Raw genomic sequence first — 24,425 nt, 5'->3', positions numbered from 1 at the left:
GAAAAACTTTCTCGCTGAAACAAACAAACTGAACTACCGTCACTGACTTACATAAAATTTCTAAGACAACCGGAATACCATGCAAAAGGGAGCCGCAGCTCCCTTGTATGATGAACACTGACGCTTACTTCGCCTGCCCTGCGAGTTTCCATTTGCCACCGGCGATCTGCACCATCACGCGGGAACGCTGATCCAGGCCAACATGATCGCCGCTATTCATATTGACGATGCCATGAGAAACGGCCAAATTCGTGGTGTTTTCTATCGCCGTACGTAACGCTGCTCTGAATTCTTTAGTTCCCGGCTGGGCTTTTTTCAATGCGGTTGGCACTGCGTTTTCCAGTAATAATCCGGCATCCCAGGCATGGCCGCCAAAAGTTGACACTGAACCTGCTCCGTATGCTTTTTCATAGACGGTGCTGTAACGTAAAGCAGATTTTTTTACCGGATTATCTGCCGGCAACTGTTCCGCAACCAGTAATGGGCCCGCGGGTAACCAGGTACCTTCACAATCTTTGCCGCAAACACGCAGGAAGTCATTGTTGGCGATGCCATGTGTCTGATAAATCTTCCCTTTGTAACCACGCTCTTTTAAGGTCTTTTGCGGCAAGGCAGCAGGTGTACCGGCACCAGCAATGAACACCGCGTCGGGATTGCTGGCGATAATTTTCAGGATTTGTCCGGTAACCGACGTATCCGGGCGGGCAAATCGTTCGTTTGCCACAATTTTTATTTTGCGTAATTCCGCCAGCTTGGAAAATTCTTTGTACCAGCCCTCACCATACGCATCACTGAAACCGATAAACCCTACGGTCTTGATGCCGGCATCGGCCATATGACTGATGACCGCGGTTGACATGTGCGAATCGTTTTGCGGCGTTTTAAATATCCAGTGACGTTTTGCATCGGCTGGCGAAATAATAGAAGCGGCGGCAGCCATCGATATCATCGGCGTTTCAGTCTCTGCCGCCACATCAATCATCGCCAGAGAAGTCGGCACGATGGTCGAACCTATCAGCAAATCCACCTTATCTTCGGATACCAGCTTGCGCGCATTTTTGACTGCGGTCGTCGAGTCGGAGGCATCATCAAGAATAATGTACTCGACTTTTTTGCCAGCAATTTCTTTCGGCAGCAAAGCAAAAGTATTTTTTTCCGGTATGCCCATGGAGGCACCGGCACCCGTAGCGGAAACATTCACGCCGACTTTAATCTGGGCTGCGACATTGGCGCTGAACATGAGGGCAATCAATGCGGGCAAAGCTGCGAGAACGTGGTGTTTTTTCATCGGTCATCTCCTGTTGAGATCATGCAAATGATCTTTTCTGTTTCTTGTTTGTCGTTAGAATTGATCAGCATATACTTGCTGTTACCGTTCCGAGTGTAACCCGCCAGCGACCTGCGGCACAACCCGTAATGATTTCAACAGGCAATATTGCAGGCACTATCGTTGTAAGAGTCTGACTGTAAATGCGCCGCGCAAGGCATTGCACAACATGATCTGATCGGCGTTGTCGAGATCAGCACGGGTCAGCGATTGTTCACGCACATTGTATTGCTGTTGAAACTCGGGCTCTTCCAGCAATACGGAACGCATTACTCCTGGCAACACACCGTCGGATAAGGGCGGAGTCAGCCAGATACCGTCTTTCTGAATCAGAACGTTGCTGCGGCCACCTTCGGTCAGATAGCCTTGCTCGTTGAAAAACAGCATATCAAAAGCACCGTGAGCTTCCGCCGCCTTCCAGGCTTCGTCGTAGCTTTGCCGGATGCTTGATTTATGCCGCAAAAATAATTCGTCACTGGATGTCGTCTGTTGCGCCAGCATGGCACGAGGATCGGCACTAAGCGGCGTCAGCACACCCGACGTCATCGCCACCTGACCTTGCGCATTCACTGCCAAACGTAAGCGGTATGCGGTGTGTGGCGGCAAATTGGCACAGAAGCCTTGGACTGCGCCGATGATCTCTGCTTCATTCCAGACAAAACCGAAATACTGTGCAGACCCGCGTAAACGGTGCAAATGGCGTGTCCAGTAACGACAACCCAGTTCGCGCGTGGCATACATGGTTTCGAACAATTCAAATTGTGCCGGTAATCCAGTCAGAAATTTTGCCTTCAGCTGACATTCGGCAAATTCGTCATCGGCGCGGCTGTCATACACTATCCCGGCACCTACCCCCATGACGCCCTTACGTACAGAGGTACTTGGCCCGGCATCCGTGTCCGGTACCTGCAATTGCATAGTACGGATAGGTACCGACAAACAGAAATCACCCGGCATATTGGTATGCTGTGGTGGATCGAACCAGCCTATCGCACCGGTATATAAATCACGTGCTGCAGGTTCAATCTCGCGGATAATTTCCATGGTTCTGCGTTTAGGTGCACCGGTGATAGAACCGCAGGGAAACAGCGCATTGAGTATGTCAACCAGCCCCAGATCAGCACGCAGACGCGCATGTATCGTCGAGGTCATCTGCAGCACACTGGAAAAACGATTCACTTCAAATAATTGCGGCACTTGTACCGAGCCCGTCTCAGCAATACGGCCAAGATCATTGCGCAGCAAATCGACGATCATCAGGTTTTCGGCACGGTTCTTGGTATCTGCTGCGAGCCCGGCAGCCAGTTGCTGATCACGCAGCGTGTCGCCCGTGGCGGCAGCCGTTCCCTTCATGGGTTTAGCGTATAAGTTGCCTTGCTGATGGCGGATGAACAGTTCCGGCGACATGGAAATCACGATATCACCCTCGGGCATGCATATCAGCGCACCGTAGGGCACAGGCTGGCGCTCGCGCAAACGCCGGTATAAAGCAAGCGGGTCACCATAGGCATCGAAGTGCAGGCGATACGTGTAATTCACCTGATACGTGTCACCGGCAGCGATATAGGTCTGTATTTTTTTTATCGCCTCACAAAATGCAGACTCATCTATGTCAGGACGGATATCTGCGATGCCAGCCACAGATGCCGGAATTTCTCTTAACCGCAGTGCGACCTGTGTACTGTTCAGCTTCAGACAATGCCGGAAAATCGCCACTCTGGAAACTGCAGCACCATCGTGCGGTGTAATGTCCTGTAACTGCGCGCCAGTCTCATATGACAATAAAGCCACGCCGTAATACCCGTCCCGCAACGCTGTTTCAAGCGTATGAATAAAACCTGGCCAGTCCGATAACTCTCTGCATACCGCTACTCGTTGTAAACCATAATACAGGCGCGACTGTGCCGCATCCGCTTGGGCATCATCGAGTAATGCAAAGGGCTGAGCGGAATGCAACAGCTGGGATAAAGAAAAATTGGGTGGGAAAATATCAGACACGGTCAGACTTCAACATAGAACAGAGTCGCAGTTTAACCGCAGATGAGCCGTCTTGCAGATGTCACGAACTTGCCGGATCATGGCAGTCAACGATAGCCCGCTCAGCTATCGATCACATCAGAAGGTCAATAAAGAAAAACGACGGGCAGAACATGCATTCTGACTCATCACAGAGCCGCAACGGCGATCATCAGTGAATGTGAATGAATATTCCGCCGGCAGAAATCAATAGCGGATGCCGATACGCCGGTACAGAAAACCCAGCACAAACAAAGGACCGATCAATAAAAAACGAATGTCGTCAAAAAATGAAGGTTTTTTGCCTTCGATCTTATGACCAATGAACTGGCCTATCCAGGCGACAATGAAAACAACCAGAGAAATCTGCCAGATTCGGTCCTGTGGCAAATACTGTAAAACTGCCAGTATCAGCGCCGACATCAGCAACATGCCGAACGCAAATCGCGGTGATAAAAAGAAGTAGTAAATCAGGCTGGTCATCACCGCAGCATATGCCGCCAGCGGGTGCCCGGCCCAAATCAGTCCGAGGAAAGAAAATACGATAGCAGGTACGCAAATACAATGAATGATTTCATTCACCGGATGCAAATGACTTTCGGCATATTTGGCCAGCAAGATGTCCACTTGCCGGCGCTTGGCGTGCGTTTGGGTTTGTTCCATGTTGTCTCCAGATATTCGTCATTTCGCTCACCTCCTCGGAAAGAGATTCCGGGAGGTCAGCATATGCTTTGTCGATTTTTATATGATGTTGTCAGCAGTCAGCATCTGTTGCGCTGTCTGCGTACAGCATCATACTTTGGAAATCTGTGGAATACCAAGAGCGATAGAATTAATGCAATATCATGGCGATCTGCAGTGCCGCCTGCTCGGTGGGTAAATTTTTGAATCCTGTTTTTGCGAAACGCAGCCAGCGCCCGAGAATAAAACTACATAACAGGCTGGCACGCGCCTGCGCTTCCGTCTCAATCGCATTGCCCTGACTGGCAGCCAGACGGAAAGACTGGCGAAACGCCATTTCTATACGTTCGGCAAGCTGATTCATGCGTAACTGCAAGCGCTCATCCTCGTTGACGAGTGCATCACCAGTGAGTACCCGTGTCATACCGGGATTCCGTTCTGCAAAATTTAACAGCATCTGAGCAATCGCCTGCACCTGCAGCAAACCATCTTCCTGCTGCTCGCTGATCTGATTGATCAGACCAAAAATCGATGACTCGATAAACTCGATCAGGCCTTCAAACATCTGTGCTTTGCTGGCGAAATGACGATACAAAGCAGCCTCAGACACCTCCACCTTTGCCGCCAGTGCTGCAGTGGTGATTTTCTCGCCTTTAGGATTTTCCAGCATTGCTGCCAGCGTCTGCAAAATTTGGTGCTTACGCTCGCCCGGTTTGGTACTAGCCATTTTTCTCTGATCTGAATGAAAGGTACAAAAGTACAAAATGCACCGTGCAGATGCATGATCTTGCGTGCTTACTTATGCGCTGCCGATGAACGACAGCGGGAGTCAGATTCTATGTGAAACCCGCTGCTCATGTGAAGCAATCTTGGAAACTTTAATTTCTCAAATACTCTTGACAACTGACTTTTTGTACAGATTTTTGTCCATCACTCAGTGGCAGCGGCCGGTCTCGTTTACACTTGCAGTGATAGATCTGCGTCAACGAGCTCTTATAAAAAAACCGGTCATACCGCCTGATCAGACTGAACCGGAAACACAGTGCCGCAACATGACTGCCATGTCTATGCCCGCAACTGCCGGCATTTCAATAATTGGGAAACCGAACGCAATTGCACGTCAATACAGGCCGCGCGTGGTCGTAAATGTGCGATTTTACGCTGGCGCGAAGGTATATAGCCGTGTAACCAGACTGTCTGCAATCCTTCCTTTTTGGCGGCCCGCAGATTATCAATACTGTCTTCAACCAAAATACACTGAGACGCACGCAGGCGGTTTTTTGCCAGAAATTTTCGCAAAAAAGGACGTGATGGCTTAGGCTGCAGTTTGCCATGAACGCGCATCTGCTCGACAGGAATACGCTGTATGAACTGCCGGTGTAAATTCAGATGCATCAATACCCGGCTGGAGTAATGCGCCGGGGCGTTGGTCAGCAGAATTTTCTTACCAGGAAGAGTACGCAAACGTCTGGCCAGCCCCCGCTGTGAGCGGATCATCGAGGGCAAATCATGGAAAGTATGTGCGTGCTGCAAAAACTCTTCTGCCCGCACACCATGATGTCTGACCAGTCCCATCATCGTCACACCGTAACGCTGATAATAATCCAGCCGCAGGGCATTGACGGTCGCCTCGTCCGCCTGTTCGCCTGCATCACCCAGCAAACGGGCAATGTAGGCATTCATGTTCAGATTAATCTGCGGGAAAATCGCATGCGAAGCATTGTGCAGTGTGTTATCCAGATCAAACAACCAGACCCGGTCTGATGCGTGTTTTTTCATGTGCACAGCCGGAGACCAGTCAGAATCAATGCCGTCATTTTATTAATGGCTGCGGATCATGGTACCGAACGCCTGTTCAGTCAGCACTTCCAGTAACAATGAGTGTTCGATACGGCCATCGATAATATGCACTGTATTCACGCCGGATTTGGCAGCATCGAGCGCAGAAGAAATTTTTGGCAACATACCGCCGGAAATGGTGCCGTCCGCAAACATTTCATCGATCTCGCGAGCCGACAAATCGGTCACCAGATTCCCTTGCTTATCGAGTACGCCTGGAATATTGGTCATCATGATGAGCTTTTCTGCTTTCAGAATTTCAGCGATCTTGCCAGCAACCAGATCCGCGTTGATATTGTATGCCTGACCATCGTCACCAAAACCGATAGGAGAAATAATCGGGATGAAGGCATCGTCCTGCAGGGCTTTAACAACCGCTGGATTGATCGCCTCGATTTCGCCGACAAAGCCGATATCCAGCATTTCACCCGGATTTTCGCGATCCGCCATCATCATTTTGCGGGCACGGATCAGGCCACCGTCTTTACCGGTCAGCCCCACAGCCTGACCACCGTAATGATTAATCAGCATGACAATATCCTGCTGCACTTCACCGCCGAGTACCCACTCGACCACTTCCATCGTCTCATCATCAGTAATCCGCATGCCCTGAATAAAGGTACCCTGCTTACCCATTTTTTTCAGGGCGTTGTCAATTTGCGGACCACCACCATGCACCACCACAGGATTCATGCCAACCAGTTTCAATAAAATCACGTCGCGGGCAAAACCATGTTTCAGACGTTCCTCTGTCATCGCATTGCCGCCGTATTTCACGACGATGGTTTTGCCATGAAACTTACGGATATAAGGCAACGCCTCTGCCAGAATTTCGGCTTTGATCACTGGCTCGACACCGGCTAATTTATCTTCTGTTTCTGCTGCTGGGTTTGCGTTCAAATCGCTCATAATGACGGTATCCTGGAGGTCATGAAAGTTTATTCGGTCAGCCGGAATTTTACAGGATTATGCAGGCAAACCGATGGCCAATTCAGCCCTGAATATACGACTTTGCCAACAGATCCATTGTTAAAAGGAAAATCACCATGAGCATTTGCCAACGTTGTCACCGCGAATTCACCTGCGCGCTTGCCGACAACACAGGACAGGAATGCTGGTGCACAGCCTTACCACCGCTTGATTTCTCTCATTTTCCGGGTGGCACAATTCCTGCCGACGCCAGTTGTTTATGCCCAGAATGTCTGCCGCTATGGAAAGCGGAAATTGCAGCGAAAAAACAAGCTTGGATGAATTCAGTTACCATACGCGCTCCAGTAATCAGCCTTCCTGATAGGAATACTGCAATGTCTAACGATACGTCCATCGCTTACAAGGCGGTCAATATCCCGGTCTCGCAACGCATCCGTGAACGGATAAAGGCGAGCAAAACGCGTTTTCATGCCAACGATAATATCGCCAGCTTTATTGAACCCGGCGAGCTTGCGGAATTGCAGGCGGAAGTTGAGGAAAAAATGCGAGCGGTCTTACAGAGTCTGGTGATCGATACCGAAAGTGACCACAATACTCAGGACACCGGTCGCCGTGTCGCCAAGATGTTTATCAATGAAGTGTTTGGTGGTCGTTACGTTCCCATGCCCTCGGTGACTGAATTTCCGAATGCATCGCATTTGAATGAGCTGATGATCATCGGTCCGATTACCGTACGCAGCGCGTGCTCACATCATTTGTGTCCGATTATGGGTAAAGTCTGGATAGGGGTCATGCCAAATGAGCACTCCAATCTGATCGGCTTATCCAAGTATGCACGGATTGCAGAATGGATCATGAGTCGCCCGCAAATTCAGGAAGAAGCTGTTGTACAACTGGCGGATGCGCTGCAAGAAAAAATGCAGCCGGACGGACTGGCGGTCGTGATGGAAGCAGATCATTTCTGCATGCACTGGCGCGGTGTGAAAGACACAGAGGCAAAGATGATCAACAGCGTCATGCACGGCTCGTTTCTGAAAGACCCGAATCTGCGCCGCGAATTTTTATCTCTCATTAAACGTTAATCCAGACAGGAAAGATTATGTTAGTCCGCCTGCTATACGCCAGCCGCGCTGTTGATGAAAAAACTTGCGATACCGTCCAACTGATTATGCAACAGTCACGACAGCATAATCCGGCGAACGGCATCACCGGTGTGCTGTGCCATACTGACCAAGTGTTCATGCAAGTACTGGAAGGCGGGCGTGAAGCTGTCAACAGCTTGTACGGGCATATCCTGCGCGATCCTCGCCACAAAGATGTGATGTTGCTCGATTACGAAGAAATCACCGAGCGTCGTTATGCCGGCTGGACGATGGGACAGGCGAATATGAGCAAAATTAACCCATCCATTCTGCTGAAATATTCTCCGCTGCCCGTGCTAGATCCCCACGGTATGTCAGGCAAAATGCTGCTGTCGCTGATCGATGAATTAATGGCGACGGCGTCGATCGTCGGACGCACCTGAAGTCATCGCATTAGTCATCGCTAAGCATTTACACCAAGACGGAATAGCCGGTCAATGTTGCCTGAGCACGTTGACCGGCTTTTTTATCTATCAGTGAAAAGTACCACCGGCATTCACCACCGCTTCCGGCACAGGTGCATCAATCGCAGCACAGACACCGCGCAATAAATCCGCAATTCCGGCTTCTATATGCACATCCGGCGCACGCGCCGCAGCAGCCAGCATCGCGCGTATCAGGAAGGGTTTGGCGAGTGGGGCAAGCTGATGTATTTTTTCGAGTGCCTGTCTGACATCAAAGAAATCCAAAGAGGCCGTGACCAGCAAGTCCGCTGCATTGAATTCCAGCTCAGGCAACATTGCGGCGGCACGCAAAAACGCTGTTTCCGCGACACTTTGCGTGACGTGGCTGTGAGCCACCAGCGATAACAACAAACGCACCTCAGAACGCAACGCGGCAACATTCGCATAGCGCACCGGCACTGAGCGCCCGGCCTGCGGCCCGAGGCGACGCTCCAGTACAGCCAGCACAACAAACTCTGCCTGCGTCATACGCTGATCGGCAGCGATCAGCTTGGCCGCGACTGACAACAGCTGCGCTCTTTCCGGCGTCGTCAGCAGTTTTAATGCCGGCATCGCGAGATCCAGCAAAGGCAGACGAACGCTGTTTTTCATCGCTTCGATTTCAAGCAGATATTGCTGCGCCAGGTTTTCCTGGGAAGTCGCGACCTGACGGATCAGATTCTGTTGAATCGCAAAAGCTTCAGGTTGATTGCGATCAAGCAACATCGCATACACAAGAGCGCTGGCAGACTGGCTGTCACGTGCGGCCTGCAGCAAGACAGGGCTGAAGTTCATCTTAGGCCGCTCATCAGTCTGTGCAGAGAAAATGCCGGACTGCTGAGTGCCGTTTATATTTGTTTTTGCCTGTGGTGACTTTTCCGACTGACGCATCGCCTCGACGTTGCGAGCACCAAAACCAAATACGCCCTGCGGCAACTCTGCCTGAGTATCAATATCTTCTGATCTCGCGCTGGCATCAAGAAAGGTGACGTTCCTGCCATAGAGACGTCTTAAACGCTCTTCCAGAGGCGGGTGCGTTGCAAACCAGCCGGATAATAACTGCGGTCTTGCTGCCCCAAGAAACAGATGCGACAGCTGTTCCGCATGAGGATTATCAATGCGCGAACCGCATTGATTGACAGCCGTCAGCCCACCTATCTTGCGCAGGGCGCCGCCTATACCCTCGGGGTTACGCGTGAACTGCACTGCACTTGCATCGGCCAGAAATTCACGCTGGCGTGATACCGCAGATTTAATCAGGCGTCCAAAAAAAATACCGACGTAACCGATTACAAACAGTGCAGCGCCCACCGCCAGCATGATGATTTGCAGCGGCGGACCTTTATCGTTGCGGCTACGGGAACTGCCGAAGCGCGCGCCCCAATACAACAATTCCTGCCCCAGACCAGCAATCATCTGTATGCCGAACAGAACACCGATCAGTTTGACATTCATGCGCATATCACCATTCAGAATGTGGCTGAACTCATGTCCTATGACGCCTTGCAGCTCATCCCTGCTAAGGCGGGATAAGGTCCCCTGCGTCACAGCAACGACCGCTTCATTCTGGTGATAGCCAGCGGCGAACGCGTTGATCGCGTCTTCGTTATCCAGAATGTACACTCGCGGACAGGCGATGCCTGATGCCAATGCCATCTCTTCAACGATGTTCAGCAACCGGCGTTCCCGTACATCGGTCGACGATGGCATCACCAATCTGCCGCCAGCCATTTTTGCAACCGCATCGCCGCCATCGCGCAGGCGCCAGGTTTCAAACAAGGTTCCCCCGGCGATAAACAGCAAGGTCACAAAGGTGTTGACGAGAAAAAAACCACGTGGATATGCCGGAGCAGCCGAGCCTTGCGCTCCGCCAAAACCCCATGACCAGATCAGCGCCAGACTGACATTAACAGTAATGACGATGGCAATCACCGCCAGTAAAAACAGAAACAGTAATTTTCTGGTCTGGCGGTGTGCCTGGTCCTGCTGCTCAAAAAAATCCATGTCCGTTGCGAGCCGGGCGATATGAAATTAAAAAGAAACTTTGACCGCTTTACGCTCTTCTGCGGATTCGGTAGCCTGCAATAATTCACCGGCTTTAAAGCCGAATGAATTTGCAATCACGGAACCGGGAAACTGCTCTATGCCGGTGTTGTATTGCATGACGCTGTCGTTATAGGCCTGACGGGCGAACGCGATTTTATTTTCCGTGCTGGTCAGCTCTTCCGTCAGTTGTATCATGTTCTCATTCGCTTTGAGATCAGGATAGGCTTCTGACAAGGCAAACATTTTTCCGAGCGAGGCAGTCAGCGTCCCTTCCGCTGCAGCGAGTTGCTGTACTGACGCAGCATCTGATGGATCCACCACCGCTTTACTATTTGCAGTCACTGCCTGATTGCGCGCAGCAATCACGGCTTCCAGCGTCTCCCGCTCATGCTTCATGTATCCTTTAGCGACTTCGACCAGATTCGGGATCAGATCGTAGCGGCGTTTGAGTTGCACATCAATCTGCGCAAATGCATTTTTAAAACGGTTACGCAGACTGACCAGACGGTTGTACACGCCGATCACCCAGAAGACGATAACCGCAATAATAACCAGCAGAACGAGCAAAGCAATCATAATTTCTCCGGATAAAAATAAAAAACCAGCGAAAATCCGCCGGTCTGTCTCACTTCATCAGTCAACTCTGTTCTGTCCGTCTTTATTCGGCTGAACTGTCATCGCTTTGAGCTCATCTTCACTGATATATTCCAGCACTTTCACTACTTTACGGACACCGCTGACACTGGCAGCAACCTCGGCCGCCTGATTGCCTTCACGCTGAGTCACGCGACCGAGCAGATACACCACGCTACCCTCAGTAACGACTTTAAATGCATTCGCATATAAATCTTTGGTATCAACCAGAGACGCTTTTACTTTGGTCGTAATCAGGGCATCGTTTGAACGCGCCGAGAAATTGGAAATACCGGAGATCTGAATTTCATTCATCACCGACAGCACACCTTCGACTCCGCGCAACTCGCGCTCGGCGGCAGCTTTCGTTTGCTCATCAGCGACTTCGCCTGTCAGCAAAACGCGGCGATTAAAAGAATTCACATTCACATGCGCAGTATCGCCAAGAGAACGGGCCAAGCGTGTTTCACCTTTGATGACGATCGCTTTATCTTCAGTCTGTGCGCCGAATGTCCGACGGTCACTTGCGGCAAAAGTTCCCATCACCGCGCTGCCAACGACCAGTTCAACACAGCCTTGCAAGCTCATCGCTGCTGCGCAGCACAGACTGACAGTGGCGAGAGTCCGACTTGCTCCGTTCCAGTTTTTTTTAATCATCAGCATCACCTCCAAATAGCGCGGCATCAATGCCATCGCAAATACAATGTATCGTTAACAAATGCACTTCCTGAATCCGCGCGGTACGGTCATGCGGAACACAGATATGTACATCTGCCTCGCTTAATAACTTCTTCATCTCACCACCGCCTTTTCCGGTCAGGGCAATAATACGCATATCTCGCTCAAGGGCAGCGTTGATCGCATTCACCACGCTGGCTGAATTGCCGGACGTGGAAATCGCCAGCAAAATATCACCGGACTGACCAAACGCCTGCACCTGTTTGGAAAATACTTCCTGAAAACTGTAATCATTCGCAACCGCCGTCATGATGGAAGTATCTGTTGTCAGTGCCATCGCCGGCAACGGCAAACGTTCACGCTCAAACCGCCCAACTAACTCGGCCGCAAAATGCTGACAATCTGCAGCCGAGCCGCCGTTACCACATGCCAGGATTTTGTTACCGTTAGACAGTGCCAGAAACATGAGTTCCACTGCCTGTGAAATCGGTACAGCCAGTTCACTGGCCGCCTGGTTTTTTAATTCAGCACTTTCTTGAAAGTGCGCCAAAATACGTTGGTTTAGTTGGTTTGTCATAGTGTGTCAGATTATAAGGCAGGGACTAGCCTAGAATTACGTTTTGTAACCAATGGATTTTACCTGCATCAATCGCAACGACATCAAAACGACATGCAGGCTGCCCACCGTGCTGAAGCAGAAAAACCTCGGCAGCATGCCACATTTTCTTTTGCTTGGCTGGAGTGACGCTCGCAAGCGCGCCGCCAAACTGCATGGAAGTGCGCGTTCTGACTTCGATAAATACGACGCTGCTGCCATCGCGCATAATGAGATCAATCTCACCGCCTTTGCACAAAAAATTTTTTTGTATCAAGTGCAGACCCGCTTGCTCGAGGTACCGCAGCGCCTGCATTTCACCATCATCACCGACACGGCGGCGACTGGTACGTTTATCCTGGTCAGCATCTGACTGCGTCGGCGCACGTTTCATTGTCGTACAATCTGGTTTTGATTAAACGGGAATGAACAGGAATGAATAACACAGAATCCACACTGTTCACGAGCAACACTATTGTTGAAGCCGTCACCCGGCAACAATATCCGGCCGGCACATTATATGTAGTCGCAACACCGATTGGAAATATCGCCGATATTTCTTTACGGGCTCTGCATCTGCTGTCTCTGGTCGATGCCGTTGCCTGCGAAGATACACGAAATACAGCGCAATTATTCTCGCGCTATGGTATCAACAAGCCGCTGATTGCAGCGCATCAGCATAACGAGCGCGAAGTCGCTGAAAAAATACTGACACGTCTGCAAGCCGGCGAACGTATCGCTCTGGTGTCTGATGCCGGCACGCCGGGAATTTCTGATCCCGGCGCAAAAATCATCGAAGTGCTGCAGCAATCCGGAGTTCATGTCACGCCCTTACCTGGCGCATCGGCCGCCATCAGTGCTTTGTCCGCCAGCGGACTGTTACATGAGCGCTTTTATTTCGTCGGCTTTTTACCGGCAAAAGCCGGACAACGCGACAGCATGCTGCACAAACTTGAAAACACGGATGCAACGCTGATTTTTTACGAAGCACCGCATCGTATTACTGAGACAGTTCAAGCGATGCTCGCGGTGTTTGGTGGTGAGCGAAAAATCGTACTGGCGCGCGAACTCACCAAACTGTTTGAAGAAATCCACCGCTGCGCCCTGAATGAGGCTCCGGCATGGTTGAGGGCCGACAGCCACCGCGAAAAAGGCGAATATGTGATACTGGTCGATGCCAAGGTAGTCGCAGAAGGAAACGACGATAGCGAAGCACGCCGTGTACTCAGTATTTTGCTGAAAGAGTGCTCAGTCAAACAGGCAGCCGGATTAGCGGCACAACTGACCGGACTGAAAAAAAATACCCTGTACCAGCTGGCGTTGGAAATGAAAGCCGAAGACTAACGCTGTACAACCAGCGGGCGTCCGACACCCAGATCACCCGCTTGTGCAATCGCCGACATTGCCTCGGATCGGCTGCTGAAAGGACCGCTGACGAGGCGATACAGACTGCCTTGCTGCACAATATCAAAGCCTGGCAAACGGGCTTCGGCGCGGCTTTTCAGATGCGCCATAATGGATTCAGCATTCGAACGGATCGCGTAAGCGCCAAATTGCAGATAATAAGCGCTGCCTGTCGGCACCTGCGGTGTGAGCTTTTCTGCCGGACGATTATCCTGTGCCGCCAGCAATTCTTCTATCGTGATCTGATTGCTGGCCGGAGCGGAATTCGCCTGAACCACAGTTGCAGGTCTGACCATGCTGTCATTACTTACTACAGCCACTGCCGTTGTCTGCGACTGATTTTTGCGGTTTTCCGCCATGCGCTCGATGTCGGCGGGAAGCAGGCGCTCCACTTCAATCTGAGTGCTGCCTTTACCAAGAATGTCGAGTTTCAGCGCCGCGGTATACGACAGATCAATGATGCGACTGGAATGAAATGGTCCACGGTCATTGATGCGCACAATAATCTGCTTGCCATTCGACAGATTAGTCACTCTGGCATACGACGGAATAGGTAGGGTCGGATGTGCCGCCGTGATTTTGTACATATCGTACAACTCACCGGACGATGTTTTCTGCCCGTGAAATTTCTTGCCATACCAGCTGCCGATACCACGCTGCACATACGGTGTGGTCGTATCGACAATAGGCGTATAGGTTTTTCCGAAAACCACGTAAGGCTTGTTAGCTCCCCGCGCAAAATCTTCGACGACTGGAATCGGATCGACCGTAAACTCCAGTCCTTCCGGTGGGTTATCGCCGGGACCATCGTCTTTATAATAGCCGCCCTTACCCGAATTGGCTTTTGGCAAAACAGGAGTGGCCGTCGTGGCAGATTTATTTGTTGATGCAGGGCGGGGATGTTCAGCAATGATGATGGATTGCTTAGGTGCAGAGCCGCAGGCGACCAGCAATGCAGAGGATAGCGAAGCAAGTAACCAGCCCGGTGGTCTGACACTGCCTGTATGAGAAAAGAAGATTTTCATGTCTGCACCAGCTTACGATTACGCTGCACACTCATCATAATTCCTGCCGCCATTCCCAGGGTCACCAACGCAGTCCCGCCGTAACTAAGGAAAGGCAGAGGAACGCCGACCACCGGTAAAATGCCGCTCACCATGCCCATATTCACGAACGCATAAGTGAAGAATATCATAGACACAGAACCTGCCAGCAAACGGGAAAACATCGTAGGCGCATTCGCTGCAATCATCAGGCAGCGAACAATCAGTAAAAAATACAAAGTAACCAGAATCGCATTACCGATAAAGCCGAACTCTTCGGAAAAAACGGCGAAAATAAAATCCGTTGTCCGTTCCGGAATGAACTCTAGGTGGGCTTGCGTTCCTTTAAGTAAACCTTTACCAGTCAGCCCTCCTGAACCAACGGCAATCGTCGATTGAATAATATGAAAGCCCTTGCCTAAAGGGTCGCGCGTCGGGTCCAGCATCGTCAGTACCCGGTCTTTCTGGTAATCATGCAGCAGATATGGCCAGATCACTGTCGGCGTCACTACGGCAACAAAAGCGATGATCGACAATAAAACCTTCCACGACAATCCGGCCAGAAAAATCACGGTAAATCCGGCTGCTACCACCAGTAAAGCGGTCCCCAGATCGGGCTGCTTTGCAATCAGGCCAACCGGTACCCCGAGTATCACCGTCGCGATGACAAAATCCTTGAAATGCAGGGCACCTTCTTTTTTCTGAAAGTACCAGGCCAGCATCAGCGGTGTCGCAATTTTCATCATTTCGGAAGGCTGGATCACAATACCGACATTGATCCAGCGGCGTGAACCCTTTTTCACCATACCAAACACTGCAACAGCAATCAGTAAGGCCACGCCGAATGTGTAGATCGGAATCGCAAAACGCATCAGCGTCCGCGGCGGGATATTCGCCACTATCCACATAATGACAAACGACACGACGATATTGCGCAACTGATCTTCCAGTCTGCCGGGAAAATCGATACCAGCGGAATACAGCGTGACCACGCCGCAGGATAAAATCAGAAAAATGATGATAGCCAGCGGTGCATCAAATACCATGATGCGCGAACGTAAGGAACGCCAGTAGACACCAAAATTATGCATGATCAGTCCTTATTCCCAATTGTTTCACCGCCGGGTTTAGGGCCGGGTGTAGGCTCGGGCGGATTTTTCACCTCGGCATCAGAGCGGTACAGCGCCATATCGCTTTGCGCTTTCGGCACCGGCATGGAAGGTTCTTTGTTTTCCTTGACCTCAGGTCGTTTACCCAGCAAATAGTAATCGAGTGCCTTACGCACAATCGGTGCCGCAGCCTCAGAACCAAACCCGCCATTCTCGACGATAATGGCCAATGCAATTTTAGGCTGATCGGCGGGTGCGAAGGCGGTGTACAACGAGTGATCCAGATGTCTGACAGCCATCCGCTTGGCGTCGTACTTTTCGTTTTTCTTGATACTGATCACCTGCGCTGTTCCGGTCTTACCACCTGAGACATATTCCGCATTAGCAAACGCACGCGCGGAAGTTCCCTCTTTCACCACCCCGACCATCGCATTTTTAATGAAATCAATATTTTCCTGCTTCAATGGAATACGGAAACTCTCTTTTGGCACTGTCAGCGTACGGGCGCGGGTTTGTGGGTCTTCCGTCATCTTCACCAGATGCGGCTTCATCACAACGCCGTTATTCGCCAGAGTGGCAATCGCATGTGCCATCTGTAAAGGTGTAAACGTATTCTGACCTTGTCCTATGCCTAGTGAAATCGTGTCACCGGGAATCCAGCGTTGCTGCGCAGGTTTTTTAAACGCAGCACGCTTCCATGCCGTCGATGGCAGCAAACCGGTACGCTCATGTTCAAGATCAATACCCGTTTTTTGTCCGAAACCAAAAGGCTTCATAAAGTCATGCATCACATCGACACCCATGTCATTGGCGAGCATATAGTAATACGTATCGCACGATTGCACGATCGAGCGGTACATGTCCACCATACCGTGACCACCGGGTTTATCGTCTTTGAAAATATGATTGCCGAAGGCGAAGAAGCCCGGATCAGCGATCGCTTGTGTCGGGGTTCGTTTGCCCAGTTCCAGTGCCGCCAGCGCCATAAATGGCTTGTAGGTTGAGCCGGGCGGATAAGCTCCGGTCAGCGGCCGGTTTAACAGCGGTTTGTCTTCGGAAGTATTGAGTTCATTCCAGCTTTGCTGATCGATTCCTTCGACAAATAAATTTGGGTCATAGGTCGGCTTTGATACAAATGCCAGCACGTCGCCGGTCGCTGGTTCAATCGCCACGAGTGCGCCGCGACGATCGCCAAAGGCTTCTTCAATGACTTTCTGCAGCTCAATATCGACCGACAAAATCAGGTTTTTACCGGAGGTCGGCGGTGTGCGCGATAAGGTACGCACGGCACGGCCACCGGCAGATACTTCGACCTCTTCAAACCCGGTGCTTCCGTGTAAAATTTTTTCGTAACTCTTTTCCAGCCCTTCCTTACCGATATAGTCTGTCCCGTTGTAATTCGCACTGTCTTCCATACCATCAATCATTTCAGCATCTTTAGTACTGATCCTGCCAATGTAACCGATCACATGCGAAGCCACATCTCCCTGAGGATACTGGCGGAACAGGCGGGCTTGTATGTCCACGCCGGGAAAGCGAAAACGCTGTGCGGTGAACCTGGCGACTTCTTCATCAGTTAAGCGAGTGCGGATAGGTACGCTTTCAAAGCTCTTCGAATCTTCCAGTAATTTACGGAAACGCTTACGATGTTTGGGCTGAATATCAACCAGTGCAGACAACTCGTCGATCAGCACATCCATGTCCTGATTAATCTTGGAAGCGGTAATTTCCAGAGTGTAAGCTGAATAATTTCTGGCAAGAATGACGCCGTTACGGTCTAAGATGAGACCACGGTTAGGCACCACGGGTACAACGTCGATACGGTTTTCATCCGCCAGTAAAACGTAATCATCATGCTTGATTATCTGTAACCAGACAAAACGTGTGATCAACGCGGAAAAACAGGCGAGCACAAATATGCCGAGAAAAATCAGCCGCAGGCGAAAAAGATAAAGCTCGCGCTCGGTATTCTTGAGTTCAGTCATGATTTATTTCATTTACTCAGCATCATGCGGCACACTGTTGACGCGCTGCATCAGCGTTTCAGATAGGACGGTTATGGTCTTTATCGATGGCTCTTCGTTGTGGCGCCAGCAAAATCAGTGTCGCAACCGGCCACAATAAAGTTGTCACCAGACTCTGGGAAAAATACAGCCAGCCCGGAAAGTGCGCCTCCGGTGCGATCAGCAGACGGACACCCATCTGTAGTCCCTGTACAAATAAAAACAAAGGAAATACATGCAGACACTGCGTCACAGGGTGAAACCATAATACGCGCCGGTGTATGGTGATCGCAAAATACGACAATAAGGTATAAGCCAGAGCATTTTCACCGAGATAGATCGCATCATGCACATCCATCACCAGTCCCATCGCAAAAGCAACGCCGATACCAACCTTGAGCGGCTGATGAATACTCCAGAAAACCAGAACCAGTGCGACAAAATCCGGCACACCGGCCATACCGCCCCAGGGTAAGAAATTCAGAAAAAAAGCCACAATAAAACTGAAGGCAATAAACAGCGAATTGACTGGCAACAAAATGTAGTGGGGCTGATTCATTTCGCAGCATCCTTTTTATCTTCCGGTTTTTCTTCCTTCGCTGGCTCTTTAGTCTCTGTCCGGGTGGTGGCCGGATGATCGACCGGCTTCATGTCGGTACCCTGCGGAGCGGTATCACGCGTTACTTTGCGATTGATTTTTTCTTTTTTTGCACGGATATCTTCAGTATCAGGGCGCGGCAGATTCGTCGTCGATACTTGCAGAATCAGTAGCTGCTTATTTTTATCGATACCTGCAACTGGCGCGCATAAAATGTTTTCGAGTGTCGTTGTCGCCTTGTTTTCTACCTGTACGACATTCGCGACCGCCAGTCCGGCAGGATAAATGCCATCAATACCGGATGTCACAAGCTGATCGCCGACTTTCACATCCGCATTCGAAGTCAGACGCATATCAAGATAGGAGGACTTGCCCCGGCCATACGCCACACTGCGCAGACCATTCCTGAGTATCTGTACCGGAATCGCCTGATTCTTATCCGACAGCAAGGTCACTTCCGCAGTGAGCGGAAATACCCGCGTCACCTGTCCCACCACACCAAGGTCATCAATGACCGGTTGTCCCAGCGCGATACCATCCTTAATACCGCGGTCAACGATGACTTTTTTAGTCGAGGCATCGCGGGCGTCATAAATGATTTCAGCCATAACTGATTTCACCGGCAGACGTTCACGCGCACCGAGGAGGTTACGCAAATGATTATTTTCCGACTGTAACTGTGCGGTTTTCTGCAAAGAATCAGCATTAATAATGTGCTGGCGTCTCAGGCGGGAATTTTCTTTTTCGAGATCAGCGATCGTCACAAAATAATGTGACACCTGCCGCGCAATGTCCGCTGGCATTGCAGCCAGCATTTGCGCCGGGTATAACACCGTTCCTACAACCTGACGGGCAAACGTCAAGGTATTCAGACGGGAATCAACAACCAGCAGGAAAATCGCAAAAACGGTAAAAAAAATGGCTCTGACACGTGCAGATGCACCTTGTTTGAAGAGGGGTGGCGGACTGTAATCCATACTATATCAATCGTCAGAAACCGGTGACCTATCCGCAGCACCAGCCAGAACTGTGCGCATGCGCTCAAAAAACAAAAAGCCGACATAAATGCCGACTCTGCTACCTGCAGAACTGATGCTTATCCCCGACAAGGCAGTGCGTTACATTCACAGACATTGTGTTCTCACGTCTTGCCGGATCATATTGCTCATACTCTGGGTTATACAGACGGAGTGACATGTCATCCCCGCCGCACCTCATTTTATTCGTAGGAAAAAATGGAACCCAGCTTATCCATGCGCTCCAGCGCCATACCCGAACCGCGCACCACGCAAGTCAGCGGGTCTTCGGCAACGATCACCGGCAGACCCGTTTCTTCCATCAGCAAACGATCGAGATCACGCAGTAAGGCGCCACCACCGGTCAGCATCATGCCTTTTTCTGCAATATCCGCACCGAGTTCTGGCGGTGTCTGTTCGAGTGCGTTTTTCACGGCAGAAACGATATTGTTCAGCGGATCGGTCAGCGCTTCCAGAATTTCGTTGCTGGAAATAGTGAAAGAACGCGGAATACCCTCGGAAAGATTACGCCCTTTCACTTCCATTTCCTTGACTTCGGAACCTGGGAAAGCAGAGCCTATCGCTTTTTTGATCGCTTCCGCAGTCTGTTCACCAATCAGCATGCCGTAGTTACGACGGATGTAATTGACAATCGCTTCGTCAAATTTATCGCCGCCGACCCGCACAGAACCTTTGTACACCATACCGCCGAGCGAAATGATGCCAACTTCCGTCGTACCACCACCGATATCGACCACCATAGAACCGGTTGCTTCTGATACCGGCAAACCGGCACCGATCGCCGCCGCCATCGGTTCTTCGATCAGGAATACCTGAGAAGCACCGGCACCCAGTGCAGATTCGCGGATCGCGCGGCGTTCCACCTGAGTAGAGCCGCAAGGAACACAGATAATGATGCGCGGGGAAGGTTTGAAGAATTTGGTGTCATGCACCATACGGATAAATTGCTTGAGCATTTGCTCAGTCACCGTAAAGTCAGCAATCACGCCATCTTTCATCGGGCGGATGGCTTCGATATTGCCAGGCACTTTGCCCAGCATCTGCTTCGCTTCTTTACCGACAGCCTGGATGGTTTTCTTACCGTTAGGGCCGCCTTCCTGACGTATCGCCACTACCGAGGGCTCATCCAGCACGATGCCCTGACTACGGACATAAATTAAGGTATTTGCAGTACCGAGATCGATCGCCAGATCATTTGAAAAATAGCTACGTAAAAAACCAAACATGTATTGTCCTGTATTTAACAATTATGTGTACAGCGTCTCAAGCAGATCGCTGTTCCACTGAATTTCATCAAAATTTGACCCTGTCTGCATCAAGCTGATCCTCATATTCAAGGCCAGACCGCGGTAACTTCGGGGATTTAGCGCACCTTATAGGGCATTAACCCGCCATTCTACCTTATAATCTTCTTAAATTTACCCGATACCAACACCTAAAAATACAGTATCGGAAATTGTATTTTTTTGCATTATTTCTGACACCCTTTTGCGCCTTGCCGCGCCCTTAAATCATGTCACTGACACTTAATGATGTTACCCGCATCGCGAATCTGGCAAAGCTTGAAGTTTCCGATTCCGAAGCGAACTCCACGCTTGATAAGCTGAATGGTATTTTTTTACTGGCGGAACAATTAAAAGCCGTTGATACCACTGGCGTCGCACCACTGAGCCACCCTATCGGCGCCCTGCTGCCCGAACTCGCACTGCGTCTGCGTGAGGATGTGGTTACGGAAACCAATCATCGCGACGAATACCAAAAGCCAGCACCGGCAACGCAGGACGGCCTGTATCTGGTGCCTAAGGTCATTGAATAAGCTTCACGGAAAAGATATATGCATACCAAAACTCTTGCCCAATTATCCGCACTGCTGCACAGCAAGCAGATTTCTGCGACTGAACTCGCACAGCACTTTCTGCAACGTATCGCGGCCAGTGATCTGAATGCATTTCTGCACGTTGATACCGCACTGACGCTGCAACAGGCTGCCGCTGCCGATGCGCGTCTTGCTAAAGGCGATGCGACAGCGCTGACAGGCATCCCCATTGCTCATAAAGATATTTTTGTCACAAAAGATCTGCGCTCGACTGCAGGCTCTCGCATGCTGGAGAACTATGTCAGTCCGTTCGATGCAACGGTTGTCACAAAACTAGCTGAAGCAGGCATGGTCACATTGGGCAAACTGAATTGCGATGAATTCGCGATGGGTTCGGCGAATGAAAATTCGTATTTCGGCGCAGTCAAAAATCCATGGGATAAAACCGCCGTTCCGGGCGGCTCGTCCGGCGGTTCTGCTGCCGCGATCGCAGCGCGGCTGACACCCGCAGCCACGGGCACAGATACCGGCGGCTCGATTCGCCAGCCCGCCGCATTTTGTGGCATCACCGGCATCAAACCCACATACAGCAGCGTTTCCCGTTACGGCATGATCGCGTTTGCCTCATCTCTCGACCAAGGTGGGCCAATGGCCCAGACAGCCGAAGACTGTGGCCTGCTGCTCAATGCCATGGTCGGCTTTGACGAAAAAGATTCCACCTCGCTGGATCGCAAACCGGAAGATTTCAATCGCGACCTGAACAAATCAATTCAGGGTCTGCGCATTGGTGTGCCGAAAGAATTTTTCGGCGCGGGTCTGGCGCCGGATGTGGAACAGGCGGTACGTGCGGCGCTCTCCGAATATGAAAAACTCGGCGCGACTTTAGTGGATATTTCCCTGCCAAAAACCGAGCTTTCAATTCCTGTGTATTACGTTATCGCTCCGGCAGAAGCATCTTCCAATCTGAGTCGTTTTGATGGCGTGCGTTACGGTCACCGCGCAGCTGATTACAAAGACCTCAACGATATGTACAAAAAATCGCGTACCGAAGGTTTTGGTGAAGAAGTGAAGCGTCGCATACTGGTCGGTGCCTATGTGTTATCGCATGGCTATTACGATGCTTACTATTTGCAGGCGCAAAAAATCCGTCGCCTGATCGCACAGGATTTTGCTGCTGCATTTGAACAATGCGATGTCATTATGGGACCGGTGGCGCCAACTGTGGCATGGGATCTGGGTTCCAAATCCGATGATCCGGTCGCTAACTATCTGGCCGATATTTTTACTTTATCGACCAGTCTGGCCGGTTTGCCCGGCATGTCCATCCCTTGCGGTTTCGGTCAGGGCGACAAAAATGCAAAACGTCCGGTCGGCTTGCAACTGATAGGCAATTACTTTGATGAAGCACGTTTATTGAATATCGCGCATCAGTATCAGCAAGTCACTGACTGGCATCAGCGCGCACCGGAATAAGCGGCATAAAAGTAATAGGCAAACATTGCTGCCGCTGGTACATCAACCAGCCCCAACGGCAGCATCCGATTGATGGATGAAGTGTGTCGCGCATTTGCTGACACCACATGCAACAACGAAACAAGGAATGATTATGCAATGGGAAGTCGTTATTGGTTTTGAGACGCACGCGCAACTCAAAACAAACTCCAAGATATTCAGTGGTTCTTCAATACAATTTGGCGCAGAACCCAATACCCAGGCCAGCCCTGTTGATCTGGCATTGCCGGGCGTGCTGCCGGTGATGAACAAAGGTGCGGTAGAAAAAGCGATCCAGTTTGGTCTCGCTGTCGGTGCGGTCGTCGCGCCGGAATCGATTTTCGCCCGTAAAAACTATTTCTATCCTGACCTGCCAAAAGGCTATCAGATCAGTCAGTTTGAAATCCCGGTCGTTCAGGGTGGCTCAGTTTCATGCGTCGTTGAAAAAGATGGGAAGTCCGAAGTCAAAGTAATCCAACTGACCCGCGCGCATCTGGAAGAAGATGCAGGCAAATCCCTGCACGAAGATTATCAGGGTATGACCGGTATCGATCTCAATCGCGCCGGAACACCTTTGCTGGAAATCGTCACTGAACCCGTGATGCGCAGCGCTGCGGAAGCAGTCGCTTATGCAAAAGCATTGCACTCGCTGGTGATGTGGCTCGATATCTGTGACGGCAATATGCAGGAAGGATCTTTCCGTTGCGATGCCAACGTTTCCGTACGTCCGGTCGGCCAGAAAGAATTCGGCACACGTTGCGAAATCAAAAATCTGAACTCGTTCCGCTTTCTCGAAGAAGCGATCAACATCGAAGTCCGTCGTCAGATCGAACTGATCGAAGACGGCGGTACCGTAGTGCAGGAAACCCGTTTATATGATCCTGATCGCAAAGAAACACGCTCTATGCGCAGCAAGGAAGACTCTCAGGATTATCGCTATTTCCCCGATCCTGATTTACCACCACTGAAAATCAGCCGTGAGTGGGTCGAACAAGTACGTGCCACCATGCCAGAGCTGCCATCAGCAATGCGTCAGCGTTTCATTGAGCAATTCGGCCTGCCTGAATACGATGCCACCATCCTGACCCAATCAAAAGGGATCGCAACTTATTTTGAAGCGATCGTACAAGCGGCAGGTGTTGCTCAGGCAAAACCGGCTGCGAACCTGATGATGGGCGATGTGGCATCCACACTCAATCGCGAAGGTGTTGAGATCAGCGCCATTCCTGTCAGCGCAGCGCAACTGGCAGTCCTGTTGCAGCGTATTGCGGACGGCACCATCTCGAACAAAATCGCTAAAGAAGTGTTTGCCGCAATGTGGCAGGCACCATCGGCAGACGTCAATCTGGCTGATCAGGTGATTGAAGCAAAAGGCCTGAAACAAATTTCCGATGTCGGTGCGCTTGAAAAAATTATCGATGAAGTGATGGCAGCGAATCAGCAATCGGTGGATGAATACCGCGCCGGTAAAGAGAAAGCGTTCAACTCGCTGGTCGGGCAGGCGATGAAGGCAACCAAGGGTAAAGGCAATCCGGCACAAGTGAATGAATTGCTGAAGAAAAAACTGGCGGGCTGATCGCACGCACTATCCCCG

General features: G+C 50.8%; 23 protein-coding genes and 1 pseudogene. 7 read left to right on the top strand and 17 right to left on the bottom strand.

The genetic code is table 11. The features are described from left to right. Window positions 1–124: 124 nt before the first annotated feature. The 6 genes from ACPAOP_RS07045 to argB form a co-directional block, all read right to left on the bottom strand. Window positions 125–1,240, bottom strand: a complete 1,116-nt coding sequence (locus tag ACPAOP_RS07045; RefSeq protein WP_423682293.1) for an ABC transporter substrate-binding protein — start codon at window positions 1,238–1,240, stop codon at window positions 125–127. 204 nt (window positions 1,241–1,444) lie between these two features. After that, entirely contained in the window at window positions 1,445–3,325 is a 1,881-nt protein-coding gene (gene pabB / locus ACPAOP_RS07040; protein WP_423709770.1) for an aminodeoxychorismate synthase component I, read from the bottom strand. A gap of 225 nt (window positions 3,326–3,550) precedes the next feature. Further along, window positions 3,551–4,006, bottom strand: coding sequence for a DUF962 domain-containing protein (locus tag ACPAOP_RS07035; RefSeq protein ID WP_423709769.1), 456 nt, complete (start codon window positions 4,004–4,006; stop codon window positions 3,551–3,553). A gap of 169 nt (window positions 4,007–4,175) precedes the next feature. Continuing rightward, window positions 4,176–4,751, bottom strand: a complete 576-nt coding sequence (slmA, locus tag ACPAOP_RS07030; RefSeq protein WP_423678959.1) for a nucleoid occlusion factor SlmA — start codon at window positions 4,749–4,751, stop codon at window positions 4,176–4,178. A gap of 338 nt (window positions 4,752–5,089) precedes the next feature. Continuing rightward, complete coding sequence (locus ACPAOP_RS07025) at window positions 5,090–5,803, bottom strand: HAD-IA family hydrolase (RefSeq protein WP_423678958.1); 714 nt, start codon at window positions 5,801–5,803, stop codon at window positions 5,090–5,092. A 42-nt stretch (window positions 5,804–5,845) separates the two neighbouring features. Next, window positions 5,846–6,772: an acetylglutamate kinase gene (gene argB, locus ACPAOP_RS07020; protein WP_423678957.1), complete on the bottom strand. Its 927-nt coding sequence runs from the start codon at window positions 6,770–6,772 to the stop codon at window positions 5,846–5,848. A gap of 137 nt (window positions 6,773–6,909) precedes the next feature. Between argB and ACPAOP_RS07015 the strand changes: the two are divergent. The 3 genes and pseudogenes from ACPAOP_RS07015 to ACPAOP_RS07005 all read left to right on the top strand — a co-directional run. Continuing rightward, window positions 6,910–7,056, top strand: a pseudogene (locus ACPAOP_RS07015) (cysteine-rich CWC family protein); the annotation flags it as partial. A gap of 111 nt (window positions 7,057–7,167) precedes the next feature. After that, window positions 7,168–7,875, top strand: a complete 708-nt coding sequence (gene folE, locus ACPAOP_RS07010; protein ID WP_423709983.1) for a GTP cyclohydrolase I — start codon at window positions 7,168–7,170, stop codon at window positions 7,873–7,875. 17 nt (window positions 7,876–7,892) lie between these two features. Beyond that, window positions 7,893–8,318 (top strand): BLUF domain-containing protein, encoded by a 426-nt coding sequence (locus ACPAOP_RS07005; protein WP_423678955.1) that lies wholly within the window; start codon window positions 7,893–7,895, stop codon window positions 8,316–8,318. 90 nt (window positions 8,319–8,408) lie between these two features. Here ACPAOP_RS07005 and ACPAOP_RS07000 read toward each other — a convergent pair whose 3' ends face one another. From ACPAOP_RS07000 to ACPAOP_RS06980, 5 genes are read right to left on the bottom strand one after another with little or no spacing between them, the layout of a single operon-like run. Next, window positions 8,409–10,382 carry a M48 family metallopeptidase gene (locus ACPAOP_RS07000; RefSeq protein WP_423709768.1) on the bottom strand — a complete coding sequence of 658 codons (1,974 nt, stop codon included), beginning with the start codon at window positions 10,380–10,382 and terminating at the stop codon, window positions 8,409–8,411. 27 nt (window positions 10,383–10,409) lie between these two features. Then, window positions 10,410–11,000, bottom strand: coding sequence for a LemA family protein (locus ACPAOP_RS06995; RefSeq protein ID WP_186897643.1), 591 nt, complete (start codon window positions 10,998–11,000; stop codon window positions 10,410–10,412). 57 nt (window positions 11,001–11,057) lie between these two features. Further along, on the bottom strand, window positions 11,058–11,714 hold the full coding sequence (locus ACPAOP_RS06990; RefSeq protein WP_423678950.1) for a BON domain-containing protein: 657 nt from the start codon (window positions 11,712–11,714) through the stop codon (window positions 11,058–11,060). Beyond that, a complete protein-coding gene (locus ACPAOP_RS06985; RefSeq protein ID WP_423678949.1) occupies window positions 11,707–12,312 on the bottom strand; it encodes a phosphoheptose isomerase in 606 nt (201 codons plus the stop codon). The genes ACPAOP_RS06990 and ACPAOP_RS06985 overlap by 8 nt, the downstream gene beginning before the upstream one ends. Before the next feature lie 25 nt (window positions 12,313–12,337). After that, window positions 12,338–12,724, bottom strand: coding sequence for a YraN family protein (locus ACPAOP_RS06980; protein WP_423709767.1), 387 nt, complete (start codon window positions 12,722–12,724; stop codon window positions 12,338–12,340). Between the two features lie 41 nt (window positions 12,725–12,765). Between ACPAOP_RS06980 and rsmI the strand changes: the two genes are divergently transcribed. Beyond that, complete coding sequence (gene rsmI / locus ACPAOP_RS06975; RefSeq protein ID WP_423709766.1) at window positions 12,766–13,674, top strand: 16S rRNA (cytidine(1402)-2'-O)-methyltransferase; 909 nt, start codon at window positions 12,766–12,768, stop codon at window positions 13,672–13,674. Here the strand turns inward: rsmI and ACPAOP_RS06970 are convergent. From ACPAOP_RS06970 to ACPAOP_RS06945, 6 genes are all read right to left on the bottom strand, one after another. After that, window positions 13,671–14,759 (bottom strand): septal ring lytic transglycosylase RlpA family protein, encoded by a 1,089-nt coding sequence (locus tag ACPAOP_RS06970; protein ID WP_423709765.1) that lies wholly within the window; start codon window positions 14,757–14,759, stop codon window positions 13,671–13,673. The two genes, rsmI and ACPAOP_RS06970, sit on opposite strands and share 4 nt — an antisense overlap. Then, window positions 14,756–15,868, bottom strand: coding sequence for a rod shape-determining protein RodA (gene rodA / locus ACPAOP_RS06965; protein ID WP_423678942.1), 1,113 nt, complete (start codon window positions 15,866–15,868; stop codon window positions 14,756–14,758). Before rodA ends, ACPAOP_RS06970 begins: the two co-directional genes overlap by 4 nt. A 2-nt stretch (window positions 15,869–15,870) precedes the next feature. Next, window positions 15,871–17,871 (bottom strand): penicillin-binding protein 2, encoded by a 2,001-nt coding sequence (mrdA, locus tag ACPAOP_RS06960; protein ID WP_423678941.1) that lies wholly within the window; start codon window positions 17,869–17,871, stop codon window positions 15,871–15,873. A 58-nt stretch (window positions 17,872–17,929) separates the two neighbouring features. Further along, window positions 17,930–18,448 carry a rod shape-determining protein MreD gene (mreD, locus tag ACPAOP_RS06955; protein ID WP_423678940.1) on the bottom strand — a complete coding sequence of 173 codons (519 nt, stop codon included), beginning with the start codon at window positions 18,446–18,448 and terminating at the stop codon, window positions 17,930–17,932. After that, complete coding sequence (mreC, locus tag ACPAOP_RS06950; protein WP_423678939.1) at window positions 18,445–19,464, bottom strand: rod shape-determining protein MreC; 1,020 nt, start codon at window positions 19,462–19,464, stop codon at window positions 18,445–18,447. Before mreC ends, mreD begins: the two co-directional genes overlap by 4 nt. Window positions 19,465–19,706: 242 nt before the next feature. After that, window positions 19,707–20,750 (bottom strand): rod shape-determining protein, encoded by a 1,044-nt coding sequence (locus ACPAOP_RS06945; protein WP_186884353.1) that lies wholly within the window; start codon window positions 20,748–20,750, stop codon window positions 19,707–19,709. A gap of 287 nt (window positions 20,751–21,037) precedes the next feature. Here ACPAOP_RS06945 and gatC point away from each other — a divergent pair, with 287 nt between their 5' ends. From gatC to gatB, 3 genes are all read left to right on the top strand, one after another. Beyond that, on the top strand, window positions 21,038–21,340 hold the full coding sequence (gatC, locus tag ACPAOP_RS06940) for an Asp-tRNA(Asn)/Glu-tRNA(Gln) amidotransferase subunit GatC (RefSeq protein WP_212680075.1): 303 nt from the start codon (window positions 21,038–21,040) through the stop codon (window positions 21,338–21,340). A gap of 18 nt (window positions 21,341–21,358) precedes the next feature. Then, on the top strand, window positions 21,359–22,813 hold the full coding sequence (gene gatA, locus ACPAOP_RS06935; RefSeq protein ID WP_423709764.1) for an Asp-tRNA(Asn)/Glu-tRNA(Gln) amidotransferase subunit GatA: 1,455 nt from the start codon (window positions 21,359–21,361) through the stop codon (window positions 22,811–22,813). A gap of 127 nt (window positions 22,814–22,940) precedes the next feature. Beyond that, window positions 22,941–24,407 carry an Asp-tRNA(Asn)/Glu-tRNA(Gln) amidotransferase subunit GatB gene (gene gatB, locus ACPAOP_RS06930; RefSeq protein WP_212680225.1) on the top strand — a complete coding sequence of 489 codons (1,467 nt, stop codon included), beginning with the start codon at window positions 22,941–22,943 and terminating at the stop codon, window positions 24,405–24,407. Window positions 24,408–24,425: the final 18 nt, after the last annotated feature.

The sequence above is a fragment of the Undibacterium sp. WLX3042 genome, assembly GCF_049544825.1.
In the GTDB taxonomy this organism is placed as follows: domain Bacteria; phylum Pseudomonadota; class Gammaproteobacteria; order Burkholderiales; family Burkholderiaceae_D; genus Undibacterium.
Note: the sequence above shows the minus strand (reverse complement) of the source record. Positions and strands in the feature narration are given on the sequence as shown.

What these genes read in the sequence shown, in the direction of transcription:
- ACPAOP_RS07005 (WP_423678955.1), top strand. Translation starts at nt 7,893, where the DNA reads ATGTTAGTCCGCCTGCTATACGCCAGCCGCGCTGTTGATGAAAAAACT.
- argB (WP_423678957.1), bottom strand. Translation starts at nt 6,772, where the DNA reads ATGAGCGATTTGAACGCAAACCCAGCAGCAGAAACAGAAGATAAATTA.
- ACPAOP_RS06985 (WP_423678949.1), bottom strand. Translation starts at nt 12,312, where the DNA reads ATGACAAACCAACTAAACCAACGTATTTTGGCGCACTTTCAAGAAAGT.
- ACPAOP_RS07045 (WP_423682293.1), bottom strand. Translation starts at nt 1,240, where the DNA reads ATGTTCAGCGCCAATGTCGCAGCCCAGATTAAAGTCGGCGTGAATGTT.
- slmA (WP_423678959.1), bottom strand. Translation starts at nt 4,751, where the DNA reads ATGGCTAGTACCAAACCGGGCGAGCGTAAGCACCAAATTTTGCAGACG.
- ACPAOP_RS06990 (WP_423678950.1), bottom strand. Translation starts at nt 11,714, where the DNA reads ATGATTAAAAAAAACTGGAACGGAGCAAGTCGGACTCTCGCCACTGTC.
- gatA (WP_423709764.1), top strand. Translation starts at nt 21,359, where the DNA reads ATGCATACCAAAACTCTTGCCCAATTATCCGCACTGCTGCACAGCAAG.
- mrdA (WP_423678941.1), bottom strand. Translation starts at nt 17,871, where the DNA reads ATGACTGAACTCAAGAATACCGAGCGCGAGCTTTATCTTTTTCGCCTG.
- ACPAOP_RS07000 (WP_423709768.1), bottom strand. Translation starts at nt 10,382, where the DNA reads ATGGATTTTTTTGAGCAGCAGGACCAGGCACACCGCCAGACCAGAAAA.
- gatC (WP_212680075.1), top strand. Translation starts at nt 21,038, where the DNA reads ATGTCACTGACACTTAATGATGTTACCCGCATCGCGAATCTGGCAAAG.
- gatB (WP_212680225.1), top strand. Translation starts at nt 22,941, where the DNA reads ATGATTATGCAATGGGAAGTCGTTATTGGTTTTGAGACGCACGCGCAA.
- ACPAOP_RS07035 (WP_423709769.1), bottom strand. Translation starts at nt 4,006, where the DNA reads ATGGAACAAACCCAAACGCACGCCAAGCGCCGGCAAGTGGACATCTTG.
- ACPAOP_RS06970 (WP_423709765.1), bottom strand. Translation starts at nt 14,759, where the DNA reads ATGAAAATCTTCTTTTCTCATACAGGCAGTGTCAGACCACCGGGCTGG.
- rsmI (WP_423709766.1), top strand. Translation starts at nt 12,766, where the DNA reads ATGAATAACACAGAATCCACACTGTTCACGAGCAACACTATTGTTGAA.
- mreD (WP_423678940.1), bottom strand. Translation starts at nt 18,448, where the DNA reads ATGAATCAGCCCCACTACATTTTGTTGCCAGTCAATTCGCTGTTTATT.
- rodA (WP_423678942.1), bottom strand. Translation starts at nt 15,868, where the DNA reads ATGCATAATTTTGGTGTCTACTGGCGTTCCTTACGTTCGCGCATCATG.
- ACPAOP_RS06945 (WP_186884353.1), bottom strand. Translation starts at nt 20,750, where the DNA reads ATGTTTGGTTTTTTACGTAGCTATTTTTCAAATGATCTGGCGATCGAT.
- ACPAOP_RS07025 (WP_423678958.1), bottom strand. Translation starts at nt 5,803, where the DNA reads ATGAAAAAACACGCATCAGACCGGGTCTGGTTGTTTGATCTGGATAAC.
- folE (WP_423709983.1), top strand. Translation starts at nt 7,168, where the DNA reads ATGTCTAACGATACGTCCATCGCTTACAAGGCGGTCAATATCCCGGTC.
- ACPAOP_RS06980 (WP_423709767.1), bottom strand. Translation starts at nt 12,724, where the DNA reads ATGAAACGTGCGCCGACGCAGTCAGATGCTGACCAGGATAAACGTACC.
- ACPAOP_RS06995 (WP_186897643.1), bottom strand. Translation starts at nt 11,000, where the DNA reads ATGATTGCTTTGCTCGTTCTGCTGGTTATTATTGCGGTTATCGTCTTC.
- mreC (WP_423678939.1), bottom strand. Translation starts at nt 19,464, where the DNA reads ATGGATTACAGTCCGCCACCCCTCTTCAAACAAGGTGCATCTGCACGT.